This window comes from Kumtagia ephedrae, assembly GCF_003012745.1.
GTDB lineage: Bacteria > Pseudomonadota > Alphaproteobacteria > Rhizobiales > Rhizobiaceae > Kumtagia > Kumtagia ephedrae.
Genome location: NZ_PXYK01000023.1, coordinates 17,221 through 42,014, shown reverse-complemented (window position 1 = coordinate 42,014; position 24,794 = coordinate 17,221). Strand labels below are relative to the sequence as shown.

16 protein-coding genes and 2 pseudogenes are annotated in these 24,794 nt (G+C 63.3%); 11 read left to right on the top strand and 7 right to left on the bottom strand.

The annotated features are described in order from the left end of the window. The first annotated feature begins 31 nt into the window (after positions 1–31). Both C7I84_RS21495 and C7I84_RS21490 read left to right on the top strand, forming a co-directional pair. Positions 32–334: a DUF982 domain-containing protein gene (locus C7I84_RS21495; RefSeq protein ID WP_106774273.1), complete on the top strand. Its 303-nt coding sequence runs from the start codon at positions 32–34 to the stop codon at positions 332–334. 409 nt (positions 335–743) lie between these two features. Further along, positions 744–1,939: pseudogene (locus C7I84_RS21490) on the top strand (IS256 family transposase). 406 nt (positions 1,940–2,345) lie between these two features. Here C7I84_RS21490 and C7I84_RS21485 read toward each other — a convergent pair. Next, positions 2,346–9,083, bottom strand: a complete 6,738-nt coding sequence (locus C7I84_RS21485; protein ID WP_342587176.1) for an autotransporter outer membrane beta-barrel domain-containing protein — start codon at positions 9,081–9,083, stop codon at positions 2,346–2,348. A gap of 521 nt (positions 9,084–9,604) precedes the next feature. Here C7I84_RS21485 and C7I84_RS21480 point away from each other — a divergent pair. After that, positions 9,605–11,053: a sensor histidine kinase gene (locus C7I84_RS21480; protein ID WP_106774272.1), complete on the top strand. Its 1,449-nt coding sequence runs from the start codon at positions 9,605–9,607 to the stop codon at positions 11,051–11,053. An 8-nt stretch (positions 11,054–11,061) separates the two neighbouring features. Further along, positions 11,062–11,745, top strand: coding sequence for a response regulator transcription factor (locus C7I84_RS21475; protein ID WP_245428543.1), 684 nt, complete (start codon positions 11,062–11,064; stop codon positions 11,743–11,745). Here C7I84_RS21475 and C7I84_RS21470 read toward each other — a convergent pair. Then, positions 11,720–12,025 (bottom strand): winged helix-turn-helix domain-containing protein, encoded by a 306-nt coding sequence (locus tag C7I84_RS21470; protein WP_106774270.1) that lies wholly within the window; start codon positions 12,023–12,025, stop codon positions 11,720–11,722. The genes C7I84_RS21475 and C7I84_RS21470 overlap by 26 nt on opposite strands. Before the next feature lie 593 nt (positions 12,026–12,618). Here C7I84_RS21470 and C7I84_RS21465 point away from each other — a divergent pair. Continuing rightward, positions 12,619–14,064, top strand: coding sequence for a sensor histidine kinase (locus tag C7I84_RS21465; protein WP_245428541.1), 1,446 nt, complete (start codon positions 12,619–12,621; stop codon positions 14,062–14,064). Continuing rightward, a complete protein-coding gene (locus C7I84_RS21460) occupies positions 14,061–14,735 on the top strand; it encodes a response regulator (RefSeq protein ID WP_106774268.1) in 675 nt (224 codons plus the stop codon). The genes C7I84_RS21465 and C7I84_RS21460 overlap by 4 nt, the downstream gene beginning before the upstream one ends. On the opposite strand, the gene C7I84_RS29760 is transcribed toward C7I84_RS21460, so the two are convergent. Further along, complete coding sequence (locus C7I84_RS29760; protein WP_133170130.1) at positions 14,708–15,121, bottom strand: hypothetical protein; 414 nt, start codon at positions 15,119–15,121, stop codon at positions 14,708–14,710. The two genes, C7I84_RS21460 and C7I84_RS29760, sit on opposite strands and share 28 nt — an antisense overlap. Before the next feature lie 479 nt (positions 15,122–15,600). Between C7I84_RS29760 and C7I84_RS21455 the strand changes: the two genes are divergently transcribed. Together C7I84_RS21455 and C7I84_RS21450 are read left to right on the top strand one after the other, a co-directional pair. Further along, positions 15,601–15,897: a DUF1236 domain-containing protein gene (locus tag C7I84_RS21455; RefSeq protein ID WP_106774267.1), complete on the top strand. Its 297-nt coding sequence runs from the start codon at positions 15,601–15,603 to the stop codon at positions 15,895–15,897. Positions 15,898–15,944: 47 nt separating this feature from the next. Beyond that, positions 15,945–16,640, top strand: coding sequence for a DUF1236 domain-containing protein (locus C7I84_RS21450; protein ID WP_106774266.1), 696 nt, complete (start codon positions 15,945–15,947; stop codon positions 16,638–16,640). Positions 16,641–17,018: 378 nt separating this feature from the next. Here C7I84_RS21450 and C7I84_RS31065 read toward each other — a convergent pair whose 3' ends face one another. Next, on the bottom strand, positions 17,019–17,246 hold the full coding sequence (locus tag C7I84_RS31065) for a LysR substrate-binding domain-containing protein (RefSeq protein ID WP_425351376.1): 228 nt from the start codon (positions 17,244–17,246) through the stop codon (positions 17,019–17,021). Positions 17,247–17,513: 267 nt separating this feature from the next. Here C7I84_RS31065 and C7I84_RS21430 point away from each other — a divergent pair, with 267 nt between their 5' ends. Further along, the gene (locus tag C7I84_RS21430; protein WP_106774263.1) at positions 17,514–18,761 is read left to right on the top strand and encodes an NAD(P)H-dependent oxidoreductase; all 1,248 of its coding nucleotides are present in this window, start codon (positions 17,514–17,516) and stop codon (positions 18,759–18,761) included. 110 nt (positions 18,762–18,871) lie between these two features. Here C7I84_RS21430 and C7I84_RS21425 read toward each other — a convergent pair whose 3' ends face one another. From C7I84_RS21425 to C7I84_RS21415, 3 genes are read right to left on the bottom strand one after another with little or no spacing between them, the layout of a single operon-like run. Beyond that, positions 18,872–21,082, bottom strand: a complete 2,211-nt coding sequence (locus C7I84_RS21425; protein ID WP_106774262.1) for a xanthine dehydrogenase family protein molybdopterin-binding subunit — start codon at positions 21,080–21,082, stop codon at positions 18,872–18,874. After that, positions 21,079–22,056: an FAD binding domain-containing protein gene (locus C7I84_RS21420; RefSeq protein ID WP_106774261.1), complete on the bottom strand. Its 978-nt coding sequence runs from the start codon at positions 22,054–22,056 to the stop codon at positions 21,079–21,081. The genes C7I84_RS21425 and C7I84_RS21420 overlap by 4 nt, the downstream gene beginning before the upstream one ends. A 3-nt stretch (positions 22,057–22,059) precedes the next feature. Next, a complete protein-coding gene (locus tag C7I84_RS21415) occupies positions 22,060–22,713 on the bottom strand; it encodes a (2Fe-2S)-binding protein (protein ID WP_106774260.1) in 654 nt (217 codons plus the stop codon). A gap of 318 nt (positions 22,714–23,031) precedes the next feature. Between C7I84_RS21415 and C7I84_RS21410 the strand changes: the two genes are divergently transcribed. Both C7I84_RS21410 and C7I84_RS21405 read left to right on the top strand, forming a co-directional pair. Continuing rightward, positions 23,032–24,006, top strand: a complete 975-nt coding sequence (locus tag C7I84_RS21410) for a LysR family transcriptional regulator (protein ID WP_106774259.1) — start codon at positions 23,032–23,034, stop codon at positions 24,004–24,006. Positions 24,007–24,083: 77 nt separating this feature from the next. After that, positions 24,084–24,766: pseudogene (locus C7I84_RS21405) on the top strand (IS630 family transposase); the annotation flags it as partial. Positions 24,767–24,794 lie beyond the last annotated feature (28 nt).

Here is a 24,794-nt window from a genome sequence, read left to right as displayed (position 1 = left end):
ATGTGGCCATCCGTTCAACCTGGAGGACGTCATGAAGGATCGGTTTTTCCAAAACCCTATCTTTGTAGAGAGCAGGCCGCGACTCGTTCAGGAAATCGCCGGCCTCAACGAGGCGCTCGATTTCCTGCACGACTGGCCGGAGGAGCTTCGGGACATCATCCATAGTGCCGCACTACGCGCCTGTCAGAAGGCATATGCGAGCGAGTATCCGATAGAAGCGGCATTTCAGGCGTTTGTCGGTTTCGCCAAGTCCGCGAACATCCTTGCGGTGGTGGACGCCCCTTTGCTTCTGGCGACATCACCAGTTGGTCACGAAGAAGGAGTCCCCGCCTGATTGCCTTGGAGCCGAATAGCGTCCGCCCCCAACTTCTCGTTGGATTGGGCGCGGAACGCTGTACCGTCCATAATTATCTGTCGTTGGCCGAAATTGTTCCTAGCAAGCCGGGATTAGGCGGGAGACTCTGGCATTGCGCGAGGGGTAGCGGGTTTGACGTGGGATTTGAAATAGCGCCTGTGGGAACTCACCCATCAAATCCAGGGCATTGAGCTAGTGCTGCGCGTCGGCTTGCACATACTACCCGCGTACTGCCTGCCTTTGTACAACGCCTTGAGGACTAACAGGCAGAACGTCAGCTTTGGGAGCCGGGGAGCCTGAGTTCTACGTCTAACATCAGCGCATTGCCGGGGACTGTCAGGGAATTCTGTGCGCGAGGCCATGATGATGGAAAGGAGAGAATCATCACATGGCTATCGAGAAGGAAGTTCTGGACCATCTGCTTGCCGGGCGCGATCCAAATGCCAAGGACGGTTTGCTCGACGACCTGAAGACGGCGCCTTCGGAGCGGATTCTGAACACCGAGCTCGACGAGCACCTCGAGGCGGAACGCAGCGGGGGCGGCGGTAGCAATCGCCGCAACGGCCATTCGAAGAAGACGGTGCTGACGGGCACGTCGAGGATGACATTGTCGATCCCGCGCGACCGGGCGGGAACGTTCGATCCGAAGCTGATCGCCCGACACCAGCGCCGTTTCTCCGACTTCGATGCCAAGATCGTGTCAATGTACGCGCGCGGCATGAGCGTGCGCGAGATTCGCGGCCACCTGGAGAAGCTTTACGGTATCGAGGTCTCCGCCGGACCTGATCTCGGCTGTGACCCACGCCGTGCTTGAGGAAGTGAGCGAATGGCAGAACCGGCCGCTCGACGTCTGCTACCCGCTCGTCTTCTTCGATGCGATCCGGGTCAAGATCAGAGACGAAGGGTTCGTTCGCAACAAGGCCATCTACATCGCGCTCGGTGTCCTGCCCGACGGTGAAGGAGATTCTCGGCCTCTGGATCGAGCAGACCGAAGGCGCCAGGTTCTGGCTGCGCGTCATGAACGAGCTGAAGAACCGCGGCGCCACTGACATCCTGATCGCCGTCGTCGACGGCCTCAAGGGCTTCCCCGAAGCGATCGGCGCCGTCTTTCCGCAGCCCGTGGTGCAGACCTGCATCGTGCATCTGATCCGCCATTCGCTGGAGTTCGTGTCGTGGAAGGACCGCAAAGCGGTCATGCCGGCGCTCCGGGCGATCTATCGCGCCAGTGACGCAGACGCCGGCCGCCAGGCGCTCGAGGCGTTCGATTCCGGCGCCTGGGGCCGGAAGTATCCGGCAATCGCCCAGAGCTGGCGCCGAAACTGGGAACACGTCGTGCCGTTTTTCGCCTTTCCCGAGAGCGTGCGCCGCATCATCTACACGACCAATGCCATCGAGGCGCTGAATTCGAAGCTGCGGCGCGCCGTCCGCACCAGAGGCCACTCCCCAAATGACGAGGCCGCCAGGAAGCTGCTATATCTGGTTCTGAACCACGCCGCCAAGCAATGGAAACGAGCGCCCCCCGAGTGGTTCCAGGCCAGGATCCAGTTCGCCCTCGTGTTCGGCGACCGGTTCGTCAGCCAATGACGAGAACTGGCATCGTGCACAGAATTCCTGATAGTCCCCATTGCCGCGCCCGGCATCGTTGGGGCCGAAAGCAGACGGGTGGCTTCAGGTTAGGCCTGCCTGTCAGCCGGCCTTGTCTGTGGCGCGCCGAAGGGCTTCTGTAGACTCACTTCACGGCCGTTTGGGGTGTCAATGCGCCGTCGAAGGCTCGAAACGCCGCTCACGTTATCCATGAACAAGCGAGAACCGACTGCCCGGTCGGCATCTACACTTACTGAGTTGCGCCCGTGCTCCGCGGAATGACGTGCTTACACGCGATCCGTCAGATCCTATTCGAATGCTTCATCGGTTGACGGACCAGCAGCCGGGAGGCGGCGAGGCCACCCGATCGCCGGAGCCGCAATGACGGTCAAAAATTCGTGTCCTCTCAGAACCTGTAGCCCAGACGCAGCGTGCCGCCATGGCTCGTATAGGTGTCGGAAAACGAGCCTCCATAGTCGACGCGCAGGCTGAAACCGTTGTCGTCGGTGATATCGACGCCCGCGGTTAGCCGGCCGACCACTTGAGCCAGCGGGATCTCGCTGTCGAACGTGCCGGCCCCGGCCGGCGCGCTGGCCAGCCGCGCCGAGGTATCCCAGTTGTTCGCCGTGCCGAAGCTGACGCCGGCGGCGGCGAAGGCCCGCATCACCGTCGTCTCGCTCAGCGCCACGCGTGTGCCGATCTCGACCGCCGGCGTTGCATGGAAACTCCATTGGCTGGCGTCGTCGACCGCGAGGTCGAGCATGCCCGCGCCCGACTCGCGATAGCCGCCGGCGTGCGCATAGATCAGGTCGAAGTCGACCAAAGGGCGCACGTAATATGCGTCTTGCGCAAAGGTATAGGCGGCGCGGAACCGGGCGCTGAGATTGTAGACGTCCGGATCGGCCTCGGCCTGGCCCGCGAAGCCGGGGATGCTGATCATGCGCGTGTTGTCGTACCAGCCGTAGCTGCCGGCGATGGCGCCCGATAGCAGCCATGGACCGGTCTGGCGCTTCAGCGACGCGCCGGCATAGAGAACGTCGCCGTCGGCGTTCACCCGGTCGTCGTCGGCGCTGATGGAGTTGCGGTCGTATCCGCCTGCAAGACCGACGAACCAGTCCGGCGACACCTCGACCTGTACCCCGGCCTGCAGGGAGTAGGTCGTGGTGTCGAAGCCCGACACGCCGCCGCTGGCCTTCTGGTCGAGCGTCTGGGCGCCGGCCTGGCTCCATGCGCATTCCGTCTCGACCAGCATCGAACTGCCGGCGGAGAACCTCGGACAGCTCAGCAGCAGGTCGAGATGCTGCTGCGTCATGGCGATGCTGCCCGCCGCGGCCGCGCCGGAGACGCCGGGCGACAGGTCGGACAAGGCGGATTGGTAGCCGCCCCCGTCGCTGGCGGCGAGCGAGCCGAGCGTGCCGAACAGCGTACCGAAGGGGCCGCCCCCGGCATCCCAGATCGACTGGAGGTGGCTCGCCACCTCCTCCTGGTCTTCGCTGAGCGAGAAGCCGGGTTCGCCGAAATGGGCCGAACCCGCCGACAGCGACAGCTCGTTGCCGGCCTGCGTGACGGCATAGTCGAAGATCGACGACTGGGCGCTCAGCGAATGGTCGAGGGTGCCTCCGACGGTGAGAAAGGAGAGCTTCACGCCGGGCAATACGCTTTCGGCATTCACCTCGAAGCTGCCGGCGAGCGTGGCGTCGCCCTCGACGGCCAGGCGATCGATGCGGGAGCCGGCAAAGTCGGCGTCGACCGCCAGCACGCCGCCGGCGTCCTGCGTAATATCGCCGGTAATTCTGATGGCATCGACATCGCCGGAGTGGCCGATTGCCAGCCGGCCGCGATTGACCACGTTGGCCTCGTAAATCTCGGCGTCGGTCAACAGGCCGTCCGCCTGGTTGAACACGGAGATGTCGTGGCCGAAGCGAGCCCCCATCGTCACTTTGGCCTCGACGGACAGGGCGTTTATGACACTGCCGCTGACGGTACCGCCGTTGTTCACCACCGTCAGGGTACTGCCGGCGGGCGAGTTTTTGCCGACGGAATATTGGACGGCGACGCCCGAAGCGGCCGAGACGCTGCCTCCATTGACGGTCACCACGTTGTCTTTCCCGCCCGAAACCCAGATGCCGGCGCCATTGTCGCCGGAGCCGCCGGTGACGGACCCATTGACGGTGACATTGACTACGCCGTTGTTGTCGGTCCCGGCATCACTTTGCGCGAATATGCCGATCGAGTCCTTGCCCGTCGCCTGGATGCTCTTGCCGGCATCAAGGGTGACCGTCACGTCGCCGCTTTTGCCGTCAGACGAGAGATTGCCGTTGGAGCCGATGAAGGCGCTCGTCGCATTGCCGCCGAAACCACCGCCGCCGCCGATGGACTGCGCCAGCACGCCGAAGGAATAGTCGCCGTTCGTGACGATTCCGCCGTCGACCGCGACGGTAACGTCGTAGCCGTCGCCGTTGCTGCCCGGGCTGTTGCCCGTGAAAGAGAGCGGCGCACCAGAGGCGCTGCCGCCAATACCGCCGCCACCGCCGATCGACTGGGCAACGATGCCGTGGGCGGCCAGGCCCCTCGTATGGATCGAGCTGTCGTTGGTCAGATCAACCGTAACGACGCCGCCGTTGATTGTTCCACCGCCTGAGCCGCCGACCACCAGCGAGCCGATGCTGTCGACCTCGCCGGCGCCGCCGATGCCGCCACCGCCGCCGATCGACTGTGCGACAATGCCATGGGCTCGGTCGCCATAGGTGTCCACGCCGCCGCCATAGTTCACGTCGATTTCGCCGCCACTGCCACCGATTCCGCCGCTGCCGCCAACGACCAGATCGATCGTGTGGCTATCGTCGTCCTCCGCGGCGGTGCTGCTTCCGGCGCCGCCGACACCGCCGCCGCCGCCGATCGATTGGGCCAGCAGGCCGATGGAGTCGTCGCCATTGGTCTGCAGGGCGAGCCAGCTTCCCTCACCCACCGTAACTTTGGCGCCGCTGCCGCCGACGCCACCGCTGCCGCCGAAACCGCCGCCGACGGTGATCTTGCCGGCCGCCTCATCGGAACCGTCGCCGCCCTGGCCGCCGCCGCCGCCGATCGACTGCAGCAGCACGCCATGGGCGCTATAACCCGAGGTGCTGATGCCAGCGGTGCCGTTATCACTGTCAAAGGTAATGTCGACCGTGCCGCCATCGCCGCCCGCGCCGCCACTGCCGCCAACACCGATGGTGATGTTGGCCGTGGCCTGGCTGCCGGATGCGGTGGACGTGCCGCCGGCCCCGCCGCCGCCGCCGATCGATTGGGCGACGATGCCGTCGGCCCAATCGCCCGTGGTGGCGATGTGGCCGGCATGCGTCAGCGTGACGGCGTTTCCACCGGCGGCCGTGCCGCCAGTGCCGCCGTCGTCAATGGTGGCGCCGACACTGACGTTGAAGCAGTAACCGTGTCCATCATCGCCATCGCTATCGTCGCTGTCGCACTCGCTGTCGCCGTCGTCGTCGAGCGGCTCGGAATCGTCGGAACTGGCCCGCCCCACCGAGCCACCCAGCCCGCCGCCGCCGCCGATCGACTGCGCGAGCACCCCGTCCGCATCCGCGCCAACGGTGTAGATTTGGCCTGCGGTGGTGACGTTGACTGCACCGGCCGAACCGCCGGTGCCGCCGGTGCGGCCGACGGAAACGTCGACCGACGCGGAGAAGGCGCTGCTGCCCTCCCCTTCTTCGTCTTCATCGGCTTCTTCGCCGGGCAGGCTGGCGCTGGCCGACAGGCCGACGCTCGCGCCCTGAGACGTGCCGCCGCTACCGCCGATCGATTGGGCGATCACGCCGCGCGAGCCGGACCCGGTGGTCTGCAGATACGTGCCGCTGTCGAGGTCGACATTCACGGTCCCGCCGTCGGAGCCGCTGTTGCCCACGCCACCGACCCCGACTTTTGCCGTCAGGTTGAAGCCGCTGCCGATCTGCTTGCTGTTGACGCTGCCTACGCCGCCGTTGCCGCCGCCGCCGCCGATCGACTGAGCCACGATCGCATTGGCATAGTCACCGGCTGTCGCCACCAGGGCGCTGTCCTTGAGAGCGACCGTGACTGTATCTCCATACCCGCCCGAGCCGCCCGAGCCGCCGACCGAGACGCCGATATCGGCGCTGATCGTATCTTCTATGCCGGCGGTCGCGGCCAACGTCGACGCGCTGCCGCCATTGCCGCCGCCGCCGCCGATCGATTGCGCCACGAGGCCGTGCGATGAATCGCCTTTGGTGGAAACCGCAGTGCTGCCGTCCAGGGTCAGCGACACCGCCTCGCTGTAACCGCCCGAACCGCCGCTGCCGCCGACGGCGGTGGACACGCTCATCGCCAGGGAGACGTCTTCGCCGGTCGGCACCGCCACGGTGAGCGCATCGGCAACCGACGAACCGCCGCTGCCGCCACCGCCGCCGATCGACTGCGCGAGCACGCCGATGGCGTCGGTCACGTCGCCGCTGCCCTGGCCGGTGTAGATGCTGCTGTCGGTTAGATCTACGACGACTTCGCCGCCATTGCCGCCGGAGCCGCCGCTGCCGCCGACCGCCACCGACGCCGTGAAGCCGATGTCCGCGGAATAGGAGCTGGCGGATCCGCCGGTGCCGCCGCCGCCGCCGATCGACTGCGCGACGATGCCCGCGGCGTGCGAACCCTGGGTCATCAGCGTCAGGCCGTCAAAGCCGACGGTTACGGTATTTGCATAGCCGCCGGCCCCGCCGCCGCCGCCGATCTGGAAGCTGCCGAGCCCGGCATCGCCGCCCGTGGCGTTGCCCCCATTGCCGCCGCCGCCGCCGACCGACTGCGCAAGTATGCCGAGCGCACCGGAGCCCGCGGTGGCTATGGTGACGGCCTGCGGCGTTCCAGTGCCTGCGGAACAATCATCGCTCATATCTTTGTTGGTGACGCACGCCCATCCGCCGCTGCCGCCGCCCGAGGCGGTGCCGCCGATGCCCAGCGCCGGAACGCCGACCGACAGGTCGATCACATTGCCGCCATTGCCGCCGCCGCCGCCGATCGACTGCGCCATGATCCCATGCGCCATCTCGCCCTGCGTGGTGATCGAGCCGCCGGTCAGCAGCACGTCGGCATGGCTGCCGGTGCCGCCGGCGCCGCCCGAGCCGCCGACGGTGGCGATGCCCTTCGCACCGCCGCCAGTGCCGCCGCCGCCGCCGATCGATTGCGATATGATGCCGATGGCCGCGTCGCCGGCCGTGCTGATGACGCCCGAGCTCTGGACCTCCGCATTGCCGGCGTGATTCCCGGACCCGCCGGAACCGCCAATCGACAATATGCCGCCCTCCGTACCGGCAGCGCCGCCGCCGCCGGTGATCGACTGGGCAACGATGCCGTGCGCCGAATAGCCGGCGGTGGTGATCGTGCCTGCGTTCTGGACGCTGGCGGTTCCAGAAGCCCCGCCGTCGCCGCCGTCACCGCCCAGTTCCAGCGTCAACCCGTCGGCGATGCCGCCGGTGCCGCCGCTGCCGCCGATCGACTGCACCAGGATGCCATAGGAATGGTCGCCCAAGGTGGTGAGCGTCCCGCCATCGTTGTTGACGGTGGCCGTTTCGCCGCTGCCGCCATTGCCGCCATTGCCGCCGCCGCCGCCAAGCACGTCGGTAAAATCGCCTCCGGTGCCGCCGCCGCCGCCGATCGAATGCAGGGTGACCGCGGCCGAAAAATCTCCGGTCGTCGCGATGCTGGAGCCAATGGTCATATAGGCGCCGACACCGCCAGCATCGCCGCCGTAGCCGCCGCCGCCGCTGGTGCCGACGACGGCCGTGTCGTCGCCGCCATTGCCGCCCTGGCCGCCGATGCTCTGGCCCAGCAGGCCATAGGCATTGCTGCCCGCCGTCTCGATGGTGCCGTAGTTGTTCATCTGGATCTGGCCGCCGGTGCCGCCGGTGCCGCCGGAGCTGTCCTTCTCGCCGTCGGCTCCGTCGCCGCCGCGACCGCCCTGGCTCAGCCCGACCATGCCGGCGATATTGTCACCCTGGGTCGAGACGGTGGCGCCAGACTGGACCGTCAGGGTGACGACGTTGGCGGAGCCGGCACCACCGGCGCCTCCGTCGGACGAACTGTAGCCGGTGCCGCCGTCGCCGCCCTGTCCGATCGCCAAAAGGCCGCCCGACACGTCGCTCACCTCGCCGGTGCTGACGATTGTTATGTCGGCATAGGTGCTTATGTTGATCCCCTCGCCGACCGCGCCGGCGCCGCCATTGTCGGAAGAATCGAAGGATGCGGTGCCGTCGCTGCCCTGGCTCAGCGCATAGATGCCGCGCACGCTGTCGGTGTCGTTGGCGTAGACGCTGATCGCGCCGGTCGAGGTATCGCCGCCGGTCGCGCCGTTGGTGATTGTGATGAAGCCGCCCGCCCCGCCCGCGCCGTTGTCGTTGCCGCCCGCGCCGCCGATCGACTTGGCGGCAATCCCCCAGGCACTGTCCAGTCCGCTCAGCGGGGTAGCCACGCCGCCGAGAATCACCTGGCCGGTGTTGGTGATGTTGATGGTCCCGCCGCTGCCGCCATTGCCACCTACCTGGTCGCCGACCGCACCGCTGTTCTGCTCACCGCCGATGCCGCCCTGGCTCCAGCCAAGGATACCGGAAATGCCCCTGGCTGTATTCGAGCTCATCGATTCCACGATCAGCGTTCCGGAATTGGTGATGGTCACCGTATTCCCGGCTCCGCCATGACCGCCGCTCGACTTGTAGTTGTCGTTGTCTGAATCCCCGTCGCCGCCGAAGCTCAGCCCCGAAATCAAACTGCCGATGGAGCCTGGATCGTTCGGGCTGGTCAGGGTCATATCGCCGCCATTGATGATGGTCACGGTGCCGCCGGCGCCCGCTGCACCCTCGTCGACGCCATCGCCGCCACGTGTGCGTGCCATCATGACACCGTTCTGGTCGGCTCCTTCCGAGCTATAAGGGAGGGGGTTGCCAGCCGCGTATGCTCCAGCATTGCTGGCGTTGAAGTTTATGTTTTCCCCGGCGGTGCCGTCTTTCTCATCGTCATCATCGACGCCATCGGCGCCTTGGCAGATCGACCACGAATAGCCGTAGGAGGCCGCATCGAGGGTCTGGGTTGCCGATCCGTTGCAGTCTGCCTGCGCATCACCGGCCATCGCCGTGCCGAACAGGCCCATGGCCAGGACGGCCAGCACATGCAGGGCGTTCGATGTGAGGGCTGATCGGCCGCTGTCCGCGGATGAGTGCTTGCTCGCGATGCCGCCGCCCGCCCAAAGCCCGAGTCCTCTAAGGATCTTACCGGTGCGCGCGGCATCTCTCATGCGATGAGCCCCTCAAAAAATGAAGCAAGCGAGCCCCGTTCCGCCGCATCCGCAACCGGCGCGCGGAAACCTTGACTCGGCCCTCCTCCAACCAAAATTGCAAGGTCGCGATGGTGCGGACGATAGCAAAAGATGCCTGAGATTCTACCGAACAAAACTATTCAATTCTGACCAAAACCTGCATTGCGGCGTCCGACATGGGCCGCTCCTCGGACGGCGCATCGGTGACGCCCGAAACGATCGGCCAGTCAATTCTTGTGAATTCTTGCCCATTCTGATATTCCCTTTGCTCTACTTTCCATCCTTTCGTTTACTTCCAACTATGCTGCGCAGCATGTGACTTGCGCCGGCGGGAACCCTGTGCAAATTCACCGGGCATGCTCGACCTCAAGACAGTGCTGGTCGTCGATCTGGCAACCGCAAGTTTGCAAGCGGTCGCGTGGATTTTTGTCTGGCTGGCCTGGCGCCATCTTTACGAGCTGAAGTTTCTCGCGGCGGGATACACCGCCATCGCCATCGGGCTACTGCTGATGATTCTCAGAGGCGAGCAGCCGACGGCATGGTCCATCGTGCTGCATAACACGATCATCAAGCTCGGCCTCGTCCTGCTCGCCGAAGGTCTGGCGCGCTTCCTGGGGCAGCCGCGCTACACGTGGATCGGCATCTCGCTGCTCGCCTTTCAGGTTGTGGCCTGGAGCATTGCCGTCACCGTCGATCCGGGCAATCTTGCCATACGCGTTCACACGTCGACGCTCTTCACGGTGATCATGATGTCGGTGATGTGCGTCGCGCTGCAGCGGGATCGGACGCAACCGCGGCTTCTGCGCTGGATTACGATGGCGGCGCTGGGCGAATATATGGCAGCCAGCATCGTACACAGCGCTATCGAATTCTGGTTTCCTGCCACCCCCCAGGACATCACGGTCCTCAACAATCGCAATGCCTGGTATCTGCTGCAGGGAACGCTGTTCCTGATCGCCTTGTTCGCCTGCCTGCTCTTCATGGTCAGTTCACGGCTTTCCGCGGCCGTACGCGAGAAGAACCAAGCCTTGTCCCGGGAAGTCCTGGAGCGCCGGAGGCTGGAGAACCAATTGAGTGCCAGCCTCGATGCCGAACGCGCCCTGCGTGAGGAGCAGGCCGACTTCATGCGCATCGTCAGCCACGAGTTCCGCACGCCCCTGGCGGTCATCCGCAACGCGGTCGACATGATCAGCCTCGTCGGCGACAAGTCGCGGGACGCGACGAAGGAACGGCTCGCCGGCATCGGCGAGGCGCTCGACCGGCTGTTCTCGCTGATCGAGCGCTTCATGACCAACGACGGCGATAGTGGCTTTCGGCCGGAGCCAATGCAGATCGCGTCCCTCATCGCCGATGTGCAACTTCACTTCGAAATGACCGGGCGAGGTGGGCGCTTGCATTTCAGGACGGAAGGCGAGGCGACCTCGATTTTTGCCGACCCCGACATGCTGGCTACCGTCGTTATCAATCTCATCGACAACGCCCTCAAATATTCGCCCGAGGATCAGCCCATTCACATCGATGCCCGCTCCGAATCCGACCTCGTCATCATCCAGGTGCGCGATCGCGGCATCGGTATTCCGAAAGCCGACATGCACAAGATCGGGCGTCGCTTCTTCCGGGCCTCCAACACCAAGGCCGGGAGCGGAACGGGGCTTGGCCTGTATTCGTCCCGCAAGCTTCTGGCCTATCATGGCGGCACGCTGGAATTGGCCTCCGATGAAGGACGGGGAACAGCAGCCGTGGCGCGCGTGCCATTGTCGAGGAAAGCAGCCGAGCCAGCCCTGCCAGAGGAGGCAATGACTTGACGCATATCTTGATCGTCGAGGACGAGCAGCGGCTGCGCAAGGACCTGGTCGATTTCCTAGGGCTGTGCGGTTTCACTGCCGAAGGCATTGCGACTGCGGAAGGACTGCGCCGGGCGCTGGCGGACGACAAGCGACCCGACGTCGTCATCCTCGACGTCGGGCTGCCCGACGGTAACGGATTCGAACTCGCCGGCGAGATCCGCAGGATCCATCGCTGCGGCATCATCATGCTCACGGCTCTCGGCGACAGCGACGACCGCGTCCGCGGATTTGAAAGCGGCGCCGACATCTATCTCGTCAAGCACAGTACCTTGCGGGAGATCGAGGCAGCGATCCGGAGCCTGTTGCGACGAACGGGAGATCAAGCCGGCGTGGCCGACGGCGCCGGGGACAAATGGGTGCTGGACAGCAGAACCTGGACCCTTACCGCGCCGAACCAGCGCTCGCTCAAGCTGACGGCGACCGAATTCGCGCTGGTGAGCGCGCTCTGCAAGCATGGCGGCGGCATTTGCGAACGCGAAAAGCTGGCGGACACGCTTGCCCGACCGAGAACCCATTTCGACAACCGGCATCTGGATGCCGTCGTCAGTCGCCTTCGCCGCAAGATAGGCGAGCAGACCAACCTGCAAGTGCCGATCAAGGTGGTCTACGGCGTCGGCTACACGTTTACGGCACCTGCCGTGGTGCAATGAGAGACCGGAAAGAAAGTTGAAATCGATCAAGATCTCTTCGGCAGTCTAAGGTCAGTTGGGACTGTGGGGGTGCCTTGCAAATGGCCCGCTGTTCATCGCGCGATGTCCCGCCGCCTTCAGCATGGCGGCATTCGCTCCGGACTGTGAGCAGAACCCGCGGCTTGTCGGGATCGAATTCGATCTTCTTGCGCAGGCGCGTGATTCGGATGTCGATGCTGCGGTCGCCAGGGTAGAGGTCGCGGCTATGCGCGAGCTGGCTGAGGCGATCGCGCGACAGCACCTGGCGAGGATGATCGAAATCAACATAGCACCGATGAGCGCAGCGATCAGTAGAGGCGAATCGTCCATCGCCGAGCGATCAGGCCGTCCGGAGCTGGTGTAGGCGTTGGCGAAGGAGCCGTGGTAGTCGGCGCGCAGACTCATGCCGTTGTCGCTGGCGATGTCAACGCCGGCGGTTACTGTCCGACCACACATCGGCCAGCGCCACCTCGCTGTCGAAGCCCTAGGCACGCCGGCGCGCCGGCCGGCCGCGCCGAACTCGGCGGGAGCAACATTGCGATCGGCGCGGTTTGCTCGACAGCCCTTTTCTTGGCGGGATGGCTCACCCCAGCTGCAGTCTCTGCACTGGTCTTCTACGGCATCCCAACCACCCTGCATCCTGGCCGCCATAGTGCTGACTGCATTCCTGACGGGGGAGACCCTTTCACGTGAGGGACACCGTTCCGCGGCTTGATGCCGATCTCAACGGACAATCGCTTGTGGAACCTGATCCGGCTCTCGAATGTTTGCATCGACCATAGGAAGCAGGTTCCAAGCCAGCATGCGCGGCCAGACGGTAGAAAACCGCCTGCAGAAGTGATTGGATGACGAAACGTGTTCGCCGACACGTCCGAAAGAGGTATACCCACGGGTGTCGGTGACGCGACTGCGCCTTCAAACACCGAACGCCCCAAACGGCGATGGCATCACCGCTCGCTTGTCTTTCAGTTTTTCTTCATCGGCGGACTGGTTTCTCTGTGCGCCATGCTTGTGGTTGGCGCTGTCGTAAGCACGCTTATCGAACGGGCGGTGACCCGCAGTGCCGGTGCGACGACGGCTCTCTATGTGGATAGCGTCATAGCCCCGCTTCTGCCGGACATGCAAAGGAGCTTGGTTCTCGATGAGGCGGTAAAGCGCGCGCTCGACGAGACCCTCGGACAAGGAGCGCTCGGCAGCCGCCTTGCCGCAATGCGCTTATGGGGACCTGACGGTCAGATCCTCTATTCAGACGATGAAAGTCTCATCGGTCTTCGCCTGGGATTGTCTGATAGCTTGCGGCGGGCATTCTCCGGCGCGATGGTGGCCAACTACGAGCCCGTCGCGGCAATCGAAGAGGTAGCATCCGGTCCAGTATTGCAGATCTACAATCCTATTTTGCAGCCGTGGTCGGGGGAGCCGGTTGCCGTGATTGAATTCTTCGAATTCGCGCACGAGTTTGAGGCGACACTTCGGAACGCACGGTTGCGCAGTTGGCTCGCGGTTGCAGCAGTCACAGCGGTCTTCTTCCTCGCGCTTAACGCGGTGGTGTTACGCGGTAGCCGAACGATAGATCGGCAGGCTCATGATCTGAAGAACCGAGTCGCAGATTTGAGCGCGCTGCTTGAGCAGAACAGCGAATTGCATGAGCGTGTCAGGAATGCCGCGCAGCGTGCCACCACACTGAACGAAAGATATCTGCGGCGGCTAGGAGCCGACCTGCATGATGGCCCGGCGCAGCTCGTCGCGCTCGCATCCCTTCGGCTCGACAGTGCAACAGTACTTGGCCCAAGGGTTCCCACCCGAGTACGTGAACGTGAGGTTGCCTCGATCAGAGCGACGCTGAATGAGGCGTTGCAGGAAATCCGCAGCATTTGCAACGGCCTTGTCCTGCCTCAGGTCGAGACGGCAACGGTGCTGGAAGTCGTAAATCACGCCATCGATTCATACGAGAAACGAACCGGCACCAGCGTAGGGCGCCACCTGACGCCTCCTGCATGGACGATGTCCGCCGCCGGACGCATCTGCATCTATCGTTTTCTTCAGGAGGCCCTCAACAACGGCTATCGACACTGCCGCGGTGCGCACCAAGTTGTGACAATGACGACGAAAGGACAATCGCTCTCCATCGCCGTTTCTGACGACGGACCTGGCTTTGATCCCACCTCGGTCGGCACTGGTCGCATCGGTCTCGCTGGCTTGCGCGAACGAGTCGAGAGCCTAGGAGGGTCGTTTCACCTACACACGTCATCAACGGGCACAGAAGTGGCAATAATCTTTGACAACAAGCCGGCTCCGTCATGACAGACGCGATCTCAATAGCCGTCATCGATGACCACCCGCTATTCCGAGAGGGTGTAGTGCGCAGTCTTGCTGAGATAGAGCGCTTTAAGTTCGTTGCTGAGGGCGCTTCGCGCGACGATGCGATCCGCATCGCCGCCGAGACACTCCCCGACATCATGCTGCTTGACTTGTCGATGCCAGGCGGCGGTCTAGCCGCCATAACAGAAATCCTGGGCGCAAATCCGCGCTTGCGGATTGTCGTGCTTACCGTCTCGGAATCCAGCGAAGATGTCGCGACCGCCCTCAATAGCGGGGCAAAGGGTTACGTTCTTAAGGGAGTCGGCTCTCGCTCCCTCGCGGAAGTGCTGACCGCCGTAGCAGCAGGTGAAACATACGTCTCGCCGAGCCTGTCGGCGAAGCTCCTTTCAAGTCTATCGAAAGCCGGTTCACCTATCGCCACGGATCCTGTCCGGACGCTGAGCAAGCGAGAACTGGAAGTGCTGAGCCTCGTGGCCTGCGGATTGAGCAACAAGGAGGCCGCGTTGCGGCTCGATCGTCATGAGAAAACCATCAAGCACCACATGTCACGGATTTTGGCAAAGCTGCAGGTCGGCAACCGCACCGAAGCTGCTTTGATGTACCGCGCCTCTACAAATTCCGACGCCTACCTCGACAATCGCATGCGCAGATAGTCGGCCAGCGTGGCCTCGCGGCTGATGATTCGTCTGCCCTGGGCATCGTGCATCTCGTAGCGACCGTTTAGGATCGTCTCGCGCATGCCGTTCCGGTGCACGACCCCACCATTTGGATTCGACATCGACACGCCCTTGCTGCTCGCTGCGCTGGCGCCATCCTGGCCATTGCCGTTTTCACCGCCCTTGCCCTTGCCGGCGCCCTGTCCGTGGCCGCCTTTGCCTTTGCCCTTGCCTTGGCCACCTCCGCCATTGCCTTGGGCGAGAGCAAAGGCAGGTTCAAGGCGAATGCCGTAGGAGGTTTTACCAAGGGTGTAAGGACACGTGGTGGCGCCCGCTGCGGCCGCGCCGAAAATCCCATAGAGGAACTTACGTCGAGAAATCATTTGTCTAACATAGTTTGGTTCACACCAAATATATAGGGAGTGGAAAGCCCGCCTGACCCCTCCTTGGGCGGCGGACTTTCCACGGCGCAGGAAGGGACCATACTGCGCCGACACATCAGCCCAGAATAACACCCATGGCGACGAATGCGAGCGCGATACTGAAAACCGGCGTCAGCAGCCACCGGGCCTGATAGACGCTTTTTTCCATCTCGCTCTCCTTTGTCGGTCATGAAAGCACTGTCTTGGCTGGCGCTCGTGTCGGAAAGCGAGAGCCTCCAGCATCTGTTCCGTTCTTTAGCTAACGAAGGCCCTTTGCCATGCCCTTGTAGGTCCAAGGTCTTATCGGGCTAAGGGCAATTGGCCCCACGCGCTCGGTATGAAGTCGCACAACTGGAACGTCGCCGAGCACGCAGTGTTGGGCAGTGACTTCCAACAGTGGGAGTTCAGAAAGCCCGTCCTTAACACGAAAGGAAGAAGCCATGACGCGCCATGCCTTTGTTGCCACTACCCTGGCAATGCTGCTTTCAGGCAGCGCATTTGCCCAAGATATCGTGGTCTCGCCGGAACAAGAAACGGTCATCCGCGAGTATGTGACTAAGCACAAGGTCGCTCCCGCCGATGTAACTGGGGTCGAAATCGCCGTCGGCGCCACGCTGCCCGAATCGGTCGAACTCCACGCAATCGAGGAGGCGGATGTGAAATATCGCTACGTCGTCGTCGACGGAAAGACCGTGCTCGTGGAACCGGAGACGCGGAAGATCGTCCACATCATGTGAGCGACCGGCCGCCAGCACGACAATCTGGTCAAGGGAGAAAGCAACCGATGAAACGCTTCAACAAGTGCGGCGTGGCCGCAGCTCTTCTGGCGACCTCAGCGCTCGTGAGCACAATTGCGCTGGCGCAAGAGAGTTCGACGCAGCCGCCGATCATGAAGGATGCTGGCAAGGCAAAGGGTTCGACGGAAACAAAGCCTTCCGCCAAGGGTGACGCACCCGTGCAAATCCAGCAGTCCCGCGATAGCCAAGCTGCAAGCGGAGCAGCGCCTGGTGAACAGCAACAGCCGGGTGAAGCGGAGACGGCAAAGGAAGCCGCGCCCGGACAAGTCAAACGGGACTCTACACCCGGCAGCGCCGAAGCCGAGGGAACAGGCACTTCGGAGCAGCCCCCAAATGCAACCACCAAAACCGCTACCGAGACCACCCCTGGCCAAACCGAGCAGAATCAGGCTTCGGAGGATAAGCCATCTACTGAGACGACCGGAAGTATCGACATATCAAGCGAGCAGAAGGTCGAAATCCGAAACGCAATCCGACAGGCGGACGTCAAGCCGATCGATGTCGACTTCGAGGTGAATGTCGGCGTCGCGGTTCCGACAACTGTCGAATTGCGGCCACTGCCCCCGCGCATCATCGAGATTGTGCCTGACTATCGTGGCTATGAATACTTTGTGCTGGCGGACGGACGCATCATCATCGTCGAGCCGGACTCCCACAGAATCGTTTACGTTCTCGTGGTGTGATCGATGACGGACGCGGGTTGCCCCGGCAATCCCGCGTCATCGCTACCTTCTCGGTTGCCGCCCCTCGATGGGTTTGCACACCAGCACCGAATAGAGGGGGATCCTCTTAAGCGCACAGTGAATATATGGGCGACCGCGAAGGCCTCGGTGTAGCTGCAGAGATAGTCCATGATTAGGTTCGGCGTGAAGTCGCTGATGAAGCGGGTTTTGCGATCAGCTTTGGTCGCCCAGACCCCTTGCAATCCCGTCGGCGCAGGATCAGCTGCAGGGTCGCCTTGCACACAGCAGGGATAACTCGGCGATGTCTAGTTCTAACCGATTGCCTGCTCGTTGACGCTCAGAGCTGCTCGGCCTGAAAGTATCTTATTAGGTTGTCGATCAGCGTACGAACTTTTGCCGGCACTGCGGTCCCCGGCGGGCGCACAACATAGACGCCGACATCGGATGCTGAGTATTCGTGGAGATAATTTCAAGGCGTCCGTCCTCAAGTTCATTTCCGATCAGAAATGACGGCGTGTTAGCGATACCAAGCCCGGCCACGGCCCACTGCATCAATGCCTCGCCGCTGTCCGATCGCAGACGGCCGTTTGGTCTGACCGCGACGATGCGTTCCCTGCCCGCAGTTTCCAGTCAGACGACACCATGCCCGAGTAAATGAGGCATTCGTGCCGCACCAAATCAGTCGGAACAAGGGGGCGCCCTTTGCTACGGGCTGGGGTCACCTTCCGCTACGGCGAAGCGGGACCCGAAGGCCTTGTGAGGGGCAAGCGCGCCATGGTGATCTGACCACGCTCAGACAGATATGAGATTCTTGCATTGAGGGAGGGGTTCTCCGTAACTCGGGTTGCGAAGCTCGAATCCCAGGAGAACCCCATGCAGGTTTTTGGCCTGCCCGGCCATGTTATACGCAATGCTGGCCGGGCGTCGCGTCTTCTCGGCGCGCAGACCTCAACTATCGAAGCGACGAGAAGACGCGACGCGGTGGCGCGATGGCGGCGCGCGATGAAGGATGGGCTGAGTGCCGATCAGGCGGCGCATGCGGTGCCGCGCTCGACGCTGTATCGCTGGGAGGCGCAACCGGCGCCGAAGAGCCGGCGGCCGCACCGGATGCGCGCCAACGGCTGGAGCCGGGAACTGCGCGCCGAGGTCGAGCGGCTGAGATGCGATTTTCCGTTCTGGGGCAAGGACAAGCTCGGTCCGCTGTTGCGCAAGGCAGGCCAGGTCGTCTCCAACGCCACGGTCGGCCGCATCCTCAAGAGCCTGGTCGAGCGCGGCCGGGTCACGCCGGTTCCGCAGCTGATCCGTAAGATCGGCCGCAAATGCGCTGCCAAAGCCCGGCCCCACGCCGTCCGCAAGCCGAAAGACGTGGTCTTCGAAAGACCCGGCGACATCGTCCAGATCGACACGCTGACGGTGTCGCTGGCCCCCAATCTCGCCGTCAAGCACTTCGACGCCTATGACGTCCATGCCAAGTGGACCGTCGCCAAGCCCTATCGCAGCGCCACCGCCAAGAACGCCGCCGACTTCCTCGACAAGGTAACCGCCGAGATGCCCTGGCCCGTCAAGGCCATCCAGATCGACGGCGGCTCCGAGTTCATGGCCGAGTTCGAGACTGCCTGCGCCGCCAAAGCCATCCCCCTCTATGTCCTGCCGCCGAGATCGCCAAAACTCAACGGCGCCGTCGAGCGATGCAACGGCGCAATGGCGATACGAGTTCTACGCAACCGTCGACCTGCCGACCAACATCGACAGCATCGCCGAGCACGTCGATGCCTTCCAGCATCTCTACAACCATCACCGACCCCACGGCGCCCTCGACGGACTAACTCCAAACGAGTATCTCAAAATATGCCGAGACCGGATCACCCACCCGTCTCATATGTCCTGAGCGCGGACATGATCTTGACGCGCGGTGGGCTCTACAGCGAGGGTCCGGCCGAGACGATGGACTCGCAGGAGCCGCATCTGAGGACGTTGCTTGGTTTCTTCGGTATTACCGACGTGACTTTGGTTCGCGCGGAGAAGCTGGGTTTCGGTCCCGAGTACCGCGAGCAGGCCATTCATTCCGCCCGGCTTCAGATCGAGGACGCCGTCAGCCAGCCTGTAGCCCAGGCAGCGTAGGCCGGCCGCAAGAAGCCTAAGGAGCGTCTGCAATATAGACCCCGGATCGGCGAGACCCGGGTCGTTTCGTTCGAATAGTGCCAATACCGAACCCACCGGTGCCGCGTGGCTCAAGCAGTCAGGATGTCCTCGATCTTGATTGGCTGTGTGCGCACGCGCTTCCCGGTTGCGTGGAACACGGCATTGGCAATTGCCGGCGCGGTTCCCACCAGCGCGATCTCGCCTAGTCCTTTTACGCCGAGGGGGTTCACGTGCGGATCGATCTCGTCGACGAACAGAGCCTCCATCTCCGGCGCGTCGAGGTTCACCGGCATAAGGTAGTCTGCCATGTGGGCGTTCACCGGCCGGCCGTCGCGTGCATCCAGGACCGTCCGCTCCATCAGCGCCATTCCCATTCCGCCAATCATGCCGCCGGTGCACTGACTCCTGGCGAGGAGCGGGTTGACCACTCGCCCGATGCCATAGGCACCGACGAGACGGCGTACCCTGATGGTCCCGACGTCGGGATCTATGGACACTTCGGCAAAGACAGCCCCGAACGAATGCATCGAGTATCGTTCCGCCGCTTCCGGGTCACGCTGAGCCGAGCCTTCGGCCTCGATGGGGTCGCCTGTCTTCGCCAGGATCTCTTGGTAAGACAGCCCAGCCGATGCATCTGCCCGTCGGCGCAAGCGCCCTTCCGCCCATTCGATCGTATCGATCGACGCTCCGAAGACCGGCGAGCCGTTATCGGCTATCGCGCGCTTGGCAGCCTGAAATTGCGCTTCCAGGCAGGCCGCCCGAATAGCGGACCCCACCGAAGTCATCGTCCAGGAGCCGCCATGCGAAGGCGTCGGCGGAAAGTCCGTCGTGCCGAGTCTGAACCGCACCTGCGCCGGCTGCAGCCCCAGGAATTCGGCCGCAACCTGCGTCATCGACGTGTAGGTACCGGGTCCCATGTCGCTCGCAGCCGCCTCGACCTCGGCGGTACCGTCGGCAAGCAGTCGAACCCGAGCATTCGACGGCGCATGGAACGCCGGATAGGTCGCGGTCGCCGTGCCCATGCCGATCAGCAGGCGTCCGTCGCGCATCGAGCGTGGTTCTGGCGTCTTGCGAGACCATCCAAAGCGTTCGGCGCCCAGTTCGTAGCAATGGATCAGGGAGCGGCTTGAAAACGGCTTGTTCTCGGCTTCGTCGATCTGGGGCTCGTTGCGGCGCCGCAGCTCGATAGGATCAATGCCGAGTTTGTAGGACAGTTCGTCCAGGGCGCTTTCGAGCGCGAAGATGCCGCTTGCCTCGCCCGGGCCGCGCATATGGTTGGGAGTCCCCGTGTCGAGCGGCGCCAGCCGATACTGCGTGCGCACGTTCGGGCATGAATAGAGGTAGTCGGTAACGGCGGTCAGGGCCTCCGTGAACTGCTCGTAGCGGCTTGTTTCTCCCGTACCCTCGTGGATCACACCTGTAAGCTTGCCCTCCTGCGTCGCGCCGAGCGCGACCCTCTGGAGCGAGCGCGGCCGATGGCCGGTGGTGAAGAACATCTGCTTGCGCGTTAGCACGAGCTTGACGGGCCGCTGAACATGCTTGGCGGCCAGCGCTGCCAAAGTCACATGCGGCCATGTCCTGAGACTCGTGCCGAAGGCTCCCCCGATAAAGGGGCAGATCACCTCGACACTTTCGGCCGGCAGGCCGAAGATCGCGGCGATCTCAGCCTGCTCGTTCATTAGGAACTGGCTCTTGCTCCAAAGGGTCAGCCGGTCGCCGTTCCAGGCCGCGATCGTCGCGTGCGGCTCCATGGGATTGTGGTTTTCGCGGGCCATGTCGTAGTGCTCATCGACCGTGACGGCCGCCTCTGCCACCGCGGCATCGGCATCTCCCCGCGATCGGTCAGCGCCGGCCGCATCCGGAATGATCCTGGCGACGTCCGGATCCGCATGGTCAACCACCGGCCGGCGGGCGTCATAGATAATGCGCAACGCCGCCGCGGCATGCTCGGCATGATCGAGGGAATCCGCAACGACGATTGCGACCGGCTGGCCGAAAAAACGCACCGCGTCGTCCTGAAGCACATGAAGGCGCTCGCCGACCGCCGGATCAATGACACCCTTATGCAGCAGATAGGGCAGCTTAGGCGCGTTGCTGTGCGTGATCACGGCGGCAACGCCGGGCATGGCCTCGATATTGGCGCTTCGGATTTCAGACACCCGGCCAAGGCCGACGGTCGCGCTGACGATGACAGCGTAGAGTTGGCCTGGCTGGTTGAAGTCCGCTGCGTACTGGGCTCCGCCCGTGACCTTGGCGCGGCCATCAACCCGCGTGAGTGGCTTTCCAACAATAACGTTCATGCGACCTCTCCTGCCATCTCGAGCGCCCGGACAATCGTCCGTGGCAACAGTTCGACCTTGAAGCCATTATGGTGCAGTGGCCGGGCTCCTTCGGTGGCGAGTCGCGCAGCTTCTTCGAATGCGGCTCTGCTCAGCTTTCTGCCGGCGAGCGCTGCTTCGCAGGCCCGCAACCGCCAGGGACGCGTTCCGACACCGCCCGCCGCGATGCGCGCCTCGCGAACGACGCCATCCATGATACTCAGCGCGGCAGCGGCTGATACCAGTGCGAATTCGTAGGATGCTCTGTCGCGAACCTTGAGGTACCGAGCCCTACGCGTGTGGGCTCCGCCCGGCACTCGGATTTCCACAATCAGCTCGCCTGGCAGCAGTGTGTGTTCGAGGTGCGGCGTGTCAGCCGGCAACCGGAAGAGATCTTCTACCGGAAAGCTTCGCTCCCCTCGGGGGCCTTGCACGCGCATGGTGGCGTCGAGAGCGACGAGTGCGACGGCGACATCGGAGGGGTGCGTCGCTGCGCAAGCCTTGCTCGTCCCGAGGATCGCATGACCCGCGTTCCGTCCCTCGATGGCAGAGCAGCCTGAGCTTGGCGCCCGCTTGTTGCATGCGGCATCAAGCATCCGGAAATACGGACAGCGTACCCGCTGCAGCAGGTTGCCGCCCATTGACGCCATGTTGCGCAACTGCGGAGAGGCGCCTTCGATCAAGCTCTCTGCGATCAGCGGCTGCAACCGTTGGACGTTCTCGTCGGCGGCTACTTCGGCCATACGCGCCAGCGCTCCGATTACGATTTCCTCGCCATCAACCCTGATGCCGCCCAGCGGAAGCTTGTTGATGTCAACAAGCCGTTCAGGCCGTTCGACTTCGTCGCGCATCAAATCCACAAGCGTCGTGCCGCCTGCGATGTAGCGGGCGCCCTCCGCGCCAGCCGCAATAGCGGCTTGGGTGCTAGTTGCCTTCTCGAGCGTAAAGGGAAACATGGGTCAGCTCCTTTGCGCCGTATCCGCCACGGCCGCAACAATCCCAGGATAGGCGCCGCAGCGGCAGATGTTGCCGCTCATCCAGAACCTGATCTCTTCGGGCGAGCCGGCGTGGCCTTCCGAAATACAGCCGATACCCGACATGATTTGACCCGACGTGCAGAAGCCGCACTGCAGTCCCTCGTGGTCGATGAACGCTTGCTGGAGAGGATGAAGTTCGCCGTCCTTCGACAGCCCTTCAATCGTCTCGATATGTGCGCCATCATGCAGGGATGCCAGCGTCAGGCACGAGACGATCCGCTTGCCGTTGACAAGGACAGTGCAGGCGCCGCAGGCACCCTGGTTGCAGCCCTTCTTGGTGCCGGTGAGGTCAAGCGTCTCGCGCAAGACGTCCAGCAGCGACTGCCTGGGATCGAGAGGCAATTCCCTAGCATTGCCGTTGACGAGAAGGCGAACCGGCCGGGCGGCCGTTTCCATCGAAGGTTGGGTAGTGACTGCCTGGGCCGCCGCTGGTGTGACTGCGGCAAGCGAAACGGCACTACCAGCGATCTGCAGGACAGTTCGTCGCGTTATGGACGTCGGATCCGATTGCGCGGCGACTGCCCGCGACTGCTTGTCTGTACCTGCCTTACCTGCTGCCGGGTTTTGGTGGGTCATGTGGGCCTCCTTCTAAATTGCCGGACGCCGAGTGGGGTGGCGCATCGCGGACTGCTGGTGTTAGGGCTGCACCGCGTCCAGAGATGATTGGCTCGCGGTTATCTCCAATGGAAAACTCCTGCGTTGCCTCAACCTCAGGGGCGAAAGCTATACTATGGCCGAACGCCATCACAATCGCGTGCGCAAACCGCGCTTTCGATCGGTTGGTCCGCTGCTCGATTGACGAATTCTTCTTGTCGCGCGAAGTTTTGTTTGCTTCCGCGGGGGAAGGCAAGTTCAGAATTCACGCGACCGTATTCCCAAACCTTATGGGCGATTATGAACATCCGTCAGATAGAAGCACTGCGGGCCATCATGAAATCCGGCTCGGCGACTCGAGCGGCTGAAGCCCTGGGGGTTACGCAGCCTGCCGTAAGCCGCCTGGTCTCCGAGCTTGAGAAAGCGATCGGGTTTCAGCTCTTCGAAAGGGCCCGCGGACGGCTACAACCGACGCCGCAGTGCCAGCTGTTTTACGCCGATGTCGAACGGACATTTGTCGGCCTGGAGGTACTGAAGCACACGGCTTCCCAAATTCGCGAACGCGGACCCGGTCTTGTTCGGATCGCAAACATGCCAGGCATCGGATTGGCAGTTGTTGCGCGCGCGGTTACCGCGTTCCGTGAGATTCATCCCGATGTTGCGGTCTCAGCGCAGTTGATGTCGACCGCGGAAGTATGGACGGCCGTGGCGACCAGCCAGGTCGACATTGGCGTCGCCCCCAAGGAAACTGATATCGCAGGGCTCGCTTACGAGCCCTTTTCGGGCGATGCGGCCATGTGCGCCATGTCTCCGACACATAAGCTAACAAGCAAGGACGTCATCACCCCCGCCGATCTTCACAACGTCGAGTATATCGCGCACACGCCGGCCGCGCGGTTGCGGCGAGCCTTGGCGGACATCATGGAATCGGGGGGCTACAAATTCAACGTTGCCGCGGAAACGCCGATGTGCATGACGCTGCTGTCTATCGTTAGCGCGGGGGTCGGGGTCGGCCTGGTAAACCCGATGTCCGTCGAAGGCTTGGGGAACATTGATCTGGTGCTCCGTCCTTTCAAGCCGACAATGCCGTTGAATTTCTTCCTCGGTTATCGCGCGGAGGCCAGCAGATCACGATACATACGCTCGATGGCAAAATGTTTGTTGGAAGCTAGGCCCCAGCCCACCTCCCATTCGCCCCGTGGCCAATTCATTGGAATAGCAAACAGCAAGCACATTGATCCTGCAGGCCGCGAAAACGGAGCCGCTAGAGCATAACCCGATCTGATCGAATTGGATTCCCAAATCAGCGCTGAGGTGATTCAAGCTGTCTGCCGGAATGGAGGCCGGGGGACATGTCGAAAGCTCTGTCGGTTGATCTTCGGGAGCGTGCGGTGGATGCGGTGCGTGAAGGTGCGACGCATCGTGAGGCGGCCGAGCGGTTTGGTGTGAGCGCTGCCAGCGTGAGCCGCTGGCAGGTTCTGGAGCGCGAACAGGGTGACGTTCGCCCCAGGGCGCTGGGCGGCGACCGCAAGTCGGCTCGCATCGACGCCCACAAGCAGGCCATCCTCGATGCGCTTGGCCCGGAAGCCGATCGTTCGATCGAGGAGGCTCGTGTGGCACTGAAGGAACAGGGTCTGGTGTTCAGCTTCGGATCACTCCAGCGCTTCTTCAAGCGTCACGCCATCACGCGCAAAAAAAGACCGAGCATGCCACCGAGCAGGATCGCCCCGACATCGTGAAGCGGCGGCAGGCCTGGTTCGACGGCCAACTCGATCTCGACCCGGAGCGGCTCGTCTTCATCGATGAAACCTGGGCCTCGACGAACATGGCGCGGCGGCATGGCCGATGCGCTCGCGGCGAGCGGCTCAGGGTGGGCGTGCCGCATGGCCACTGGAAGGCGACCACCTTCGTCGCCGGACTGCGCAGCCGCGGCATCGCCGCGCCCTTCGTGCTCGATGGGCCGATCAACCGCACCGCCTTCGAGACCTATGTCGACAAGGTGCTCGTGCCCGGACTTGAGCCCGGCGACATCGTGACGCAGCCAGGCGCGGCGAACGATGAAA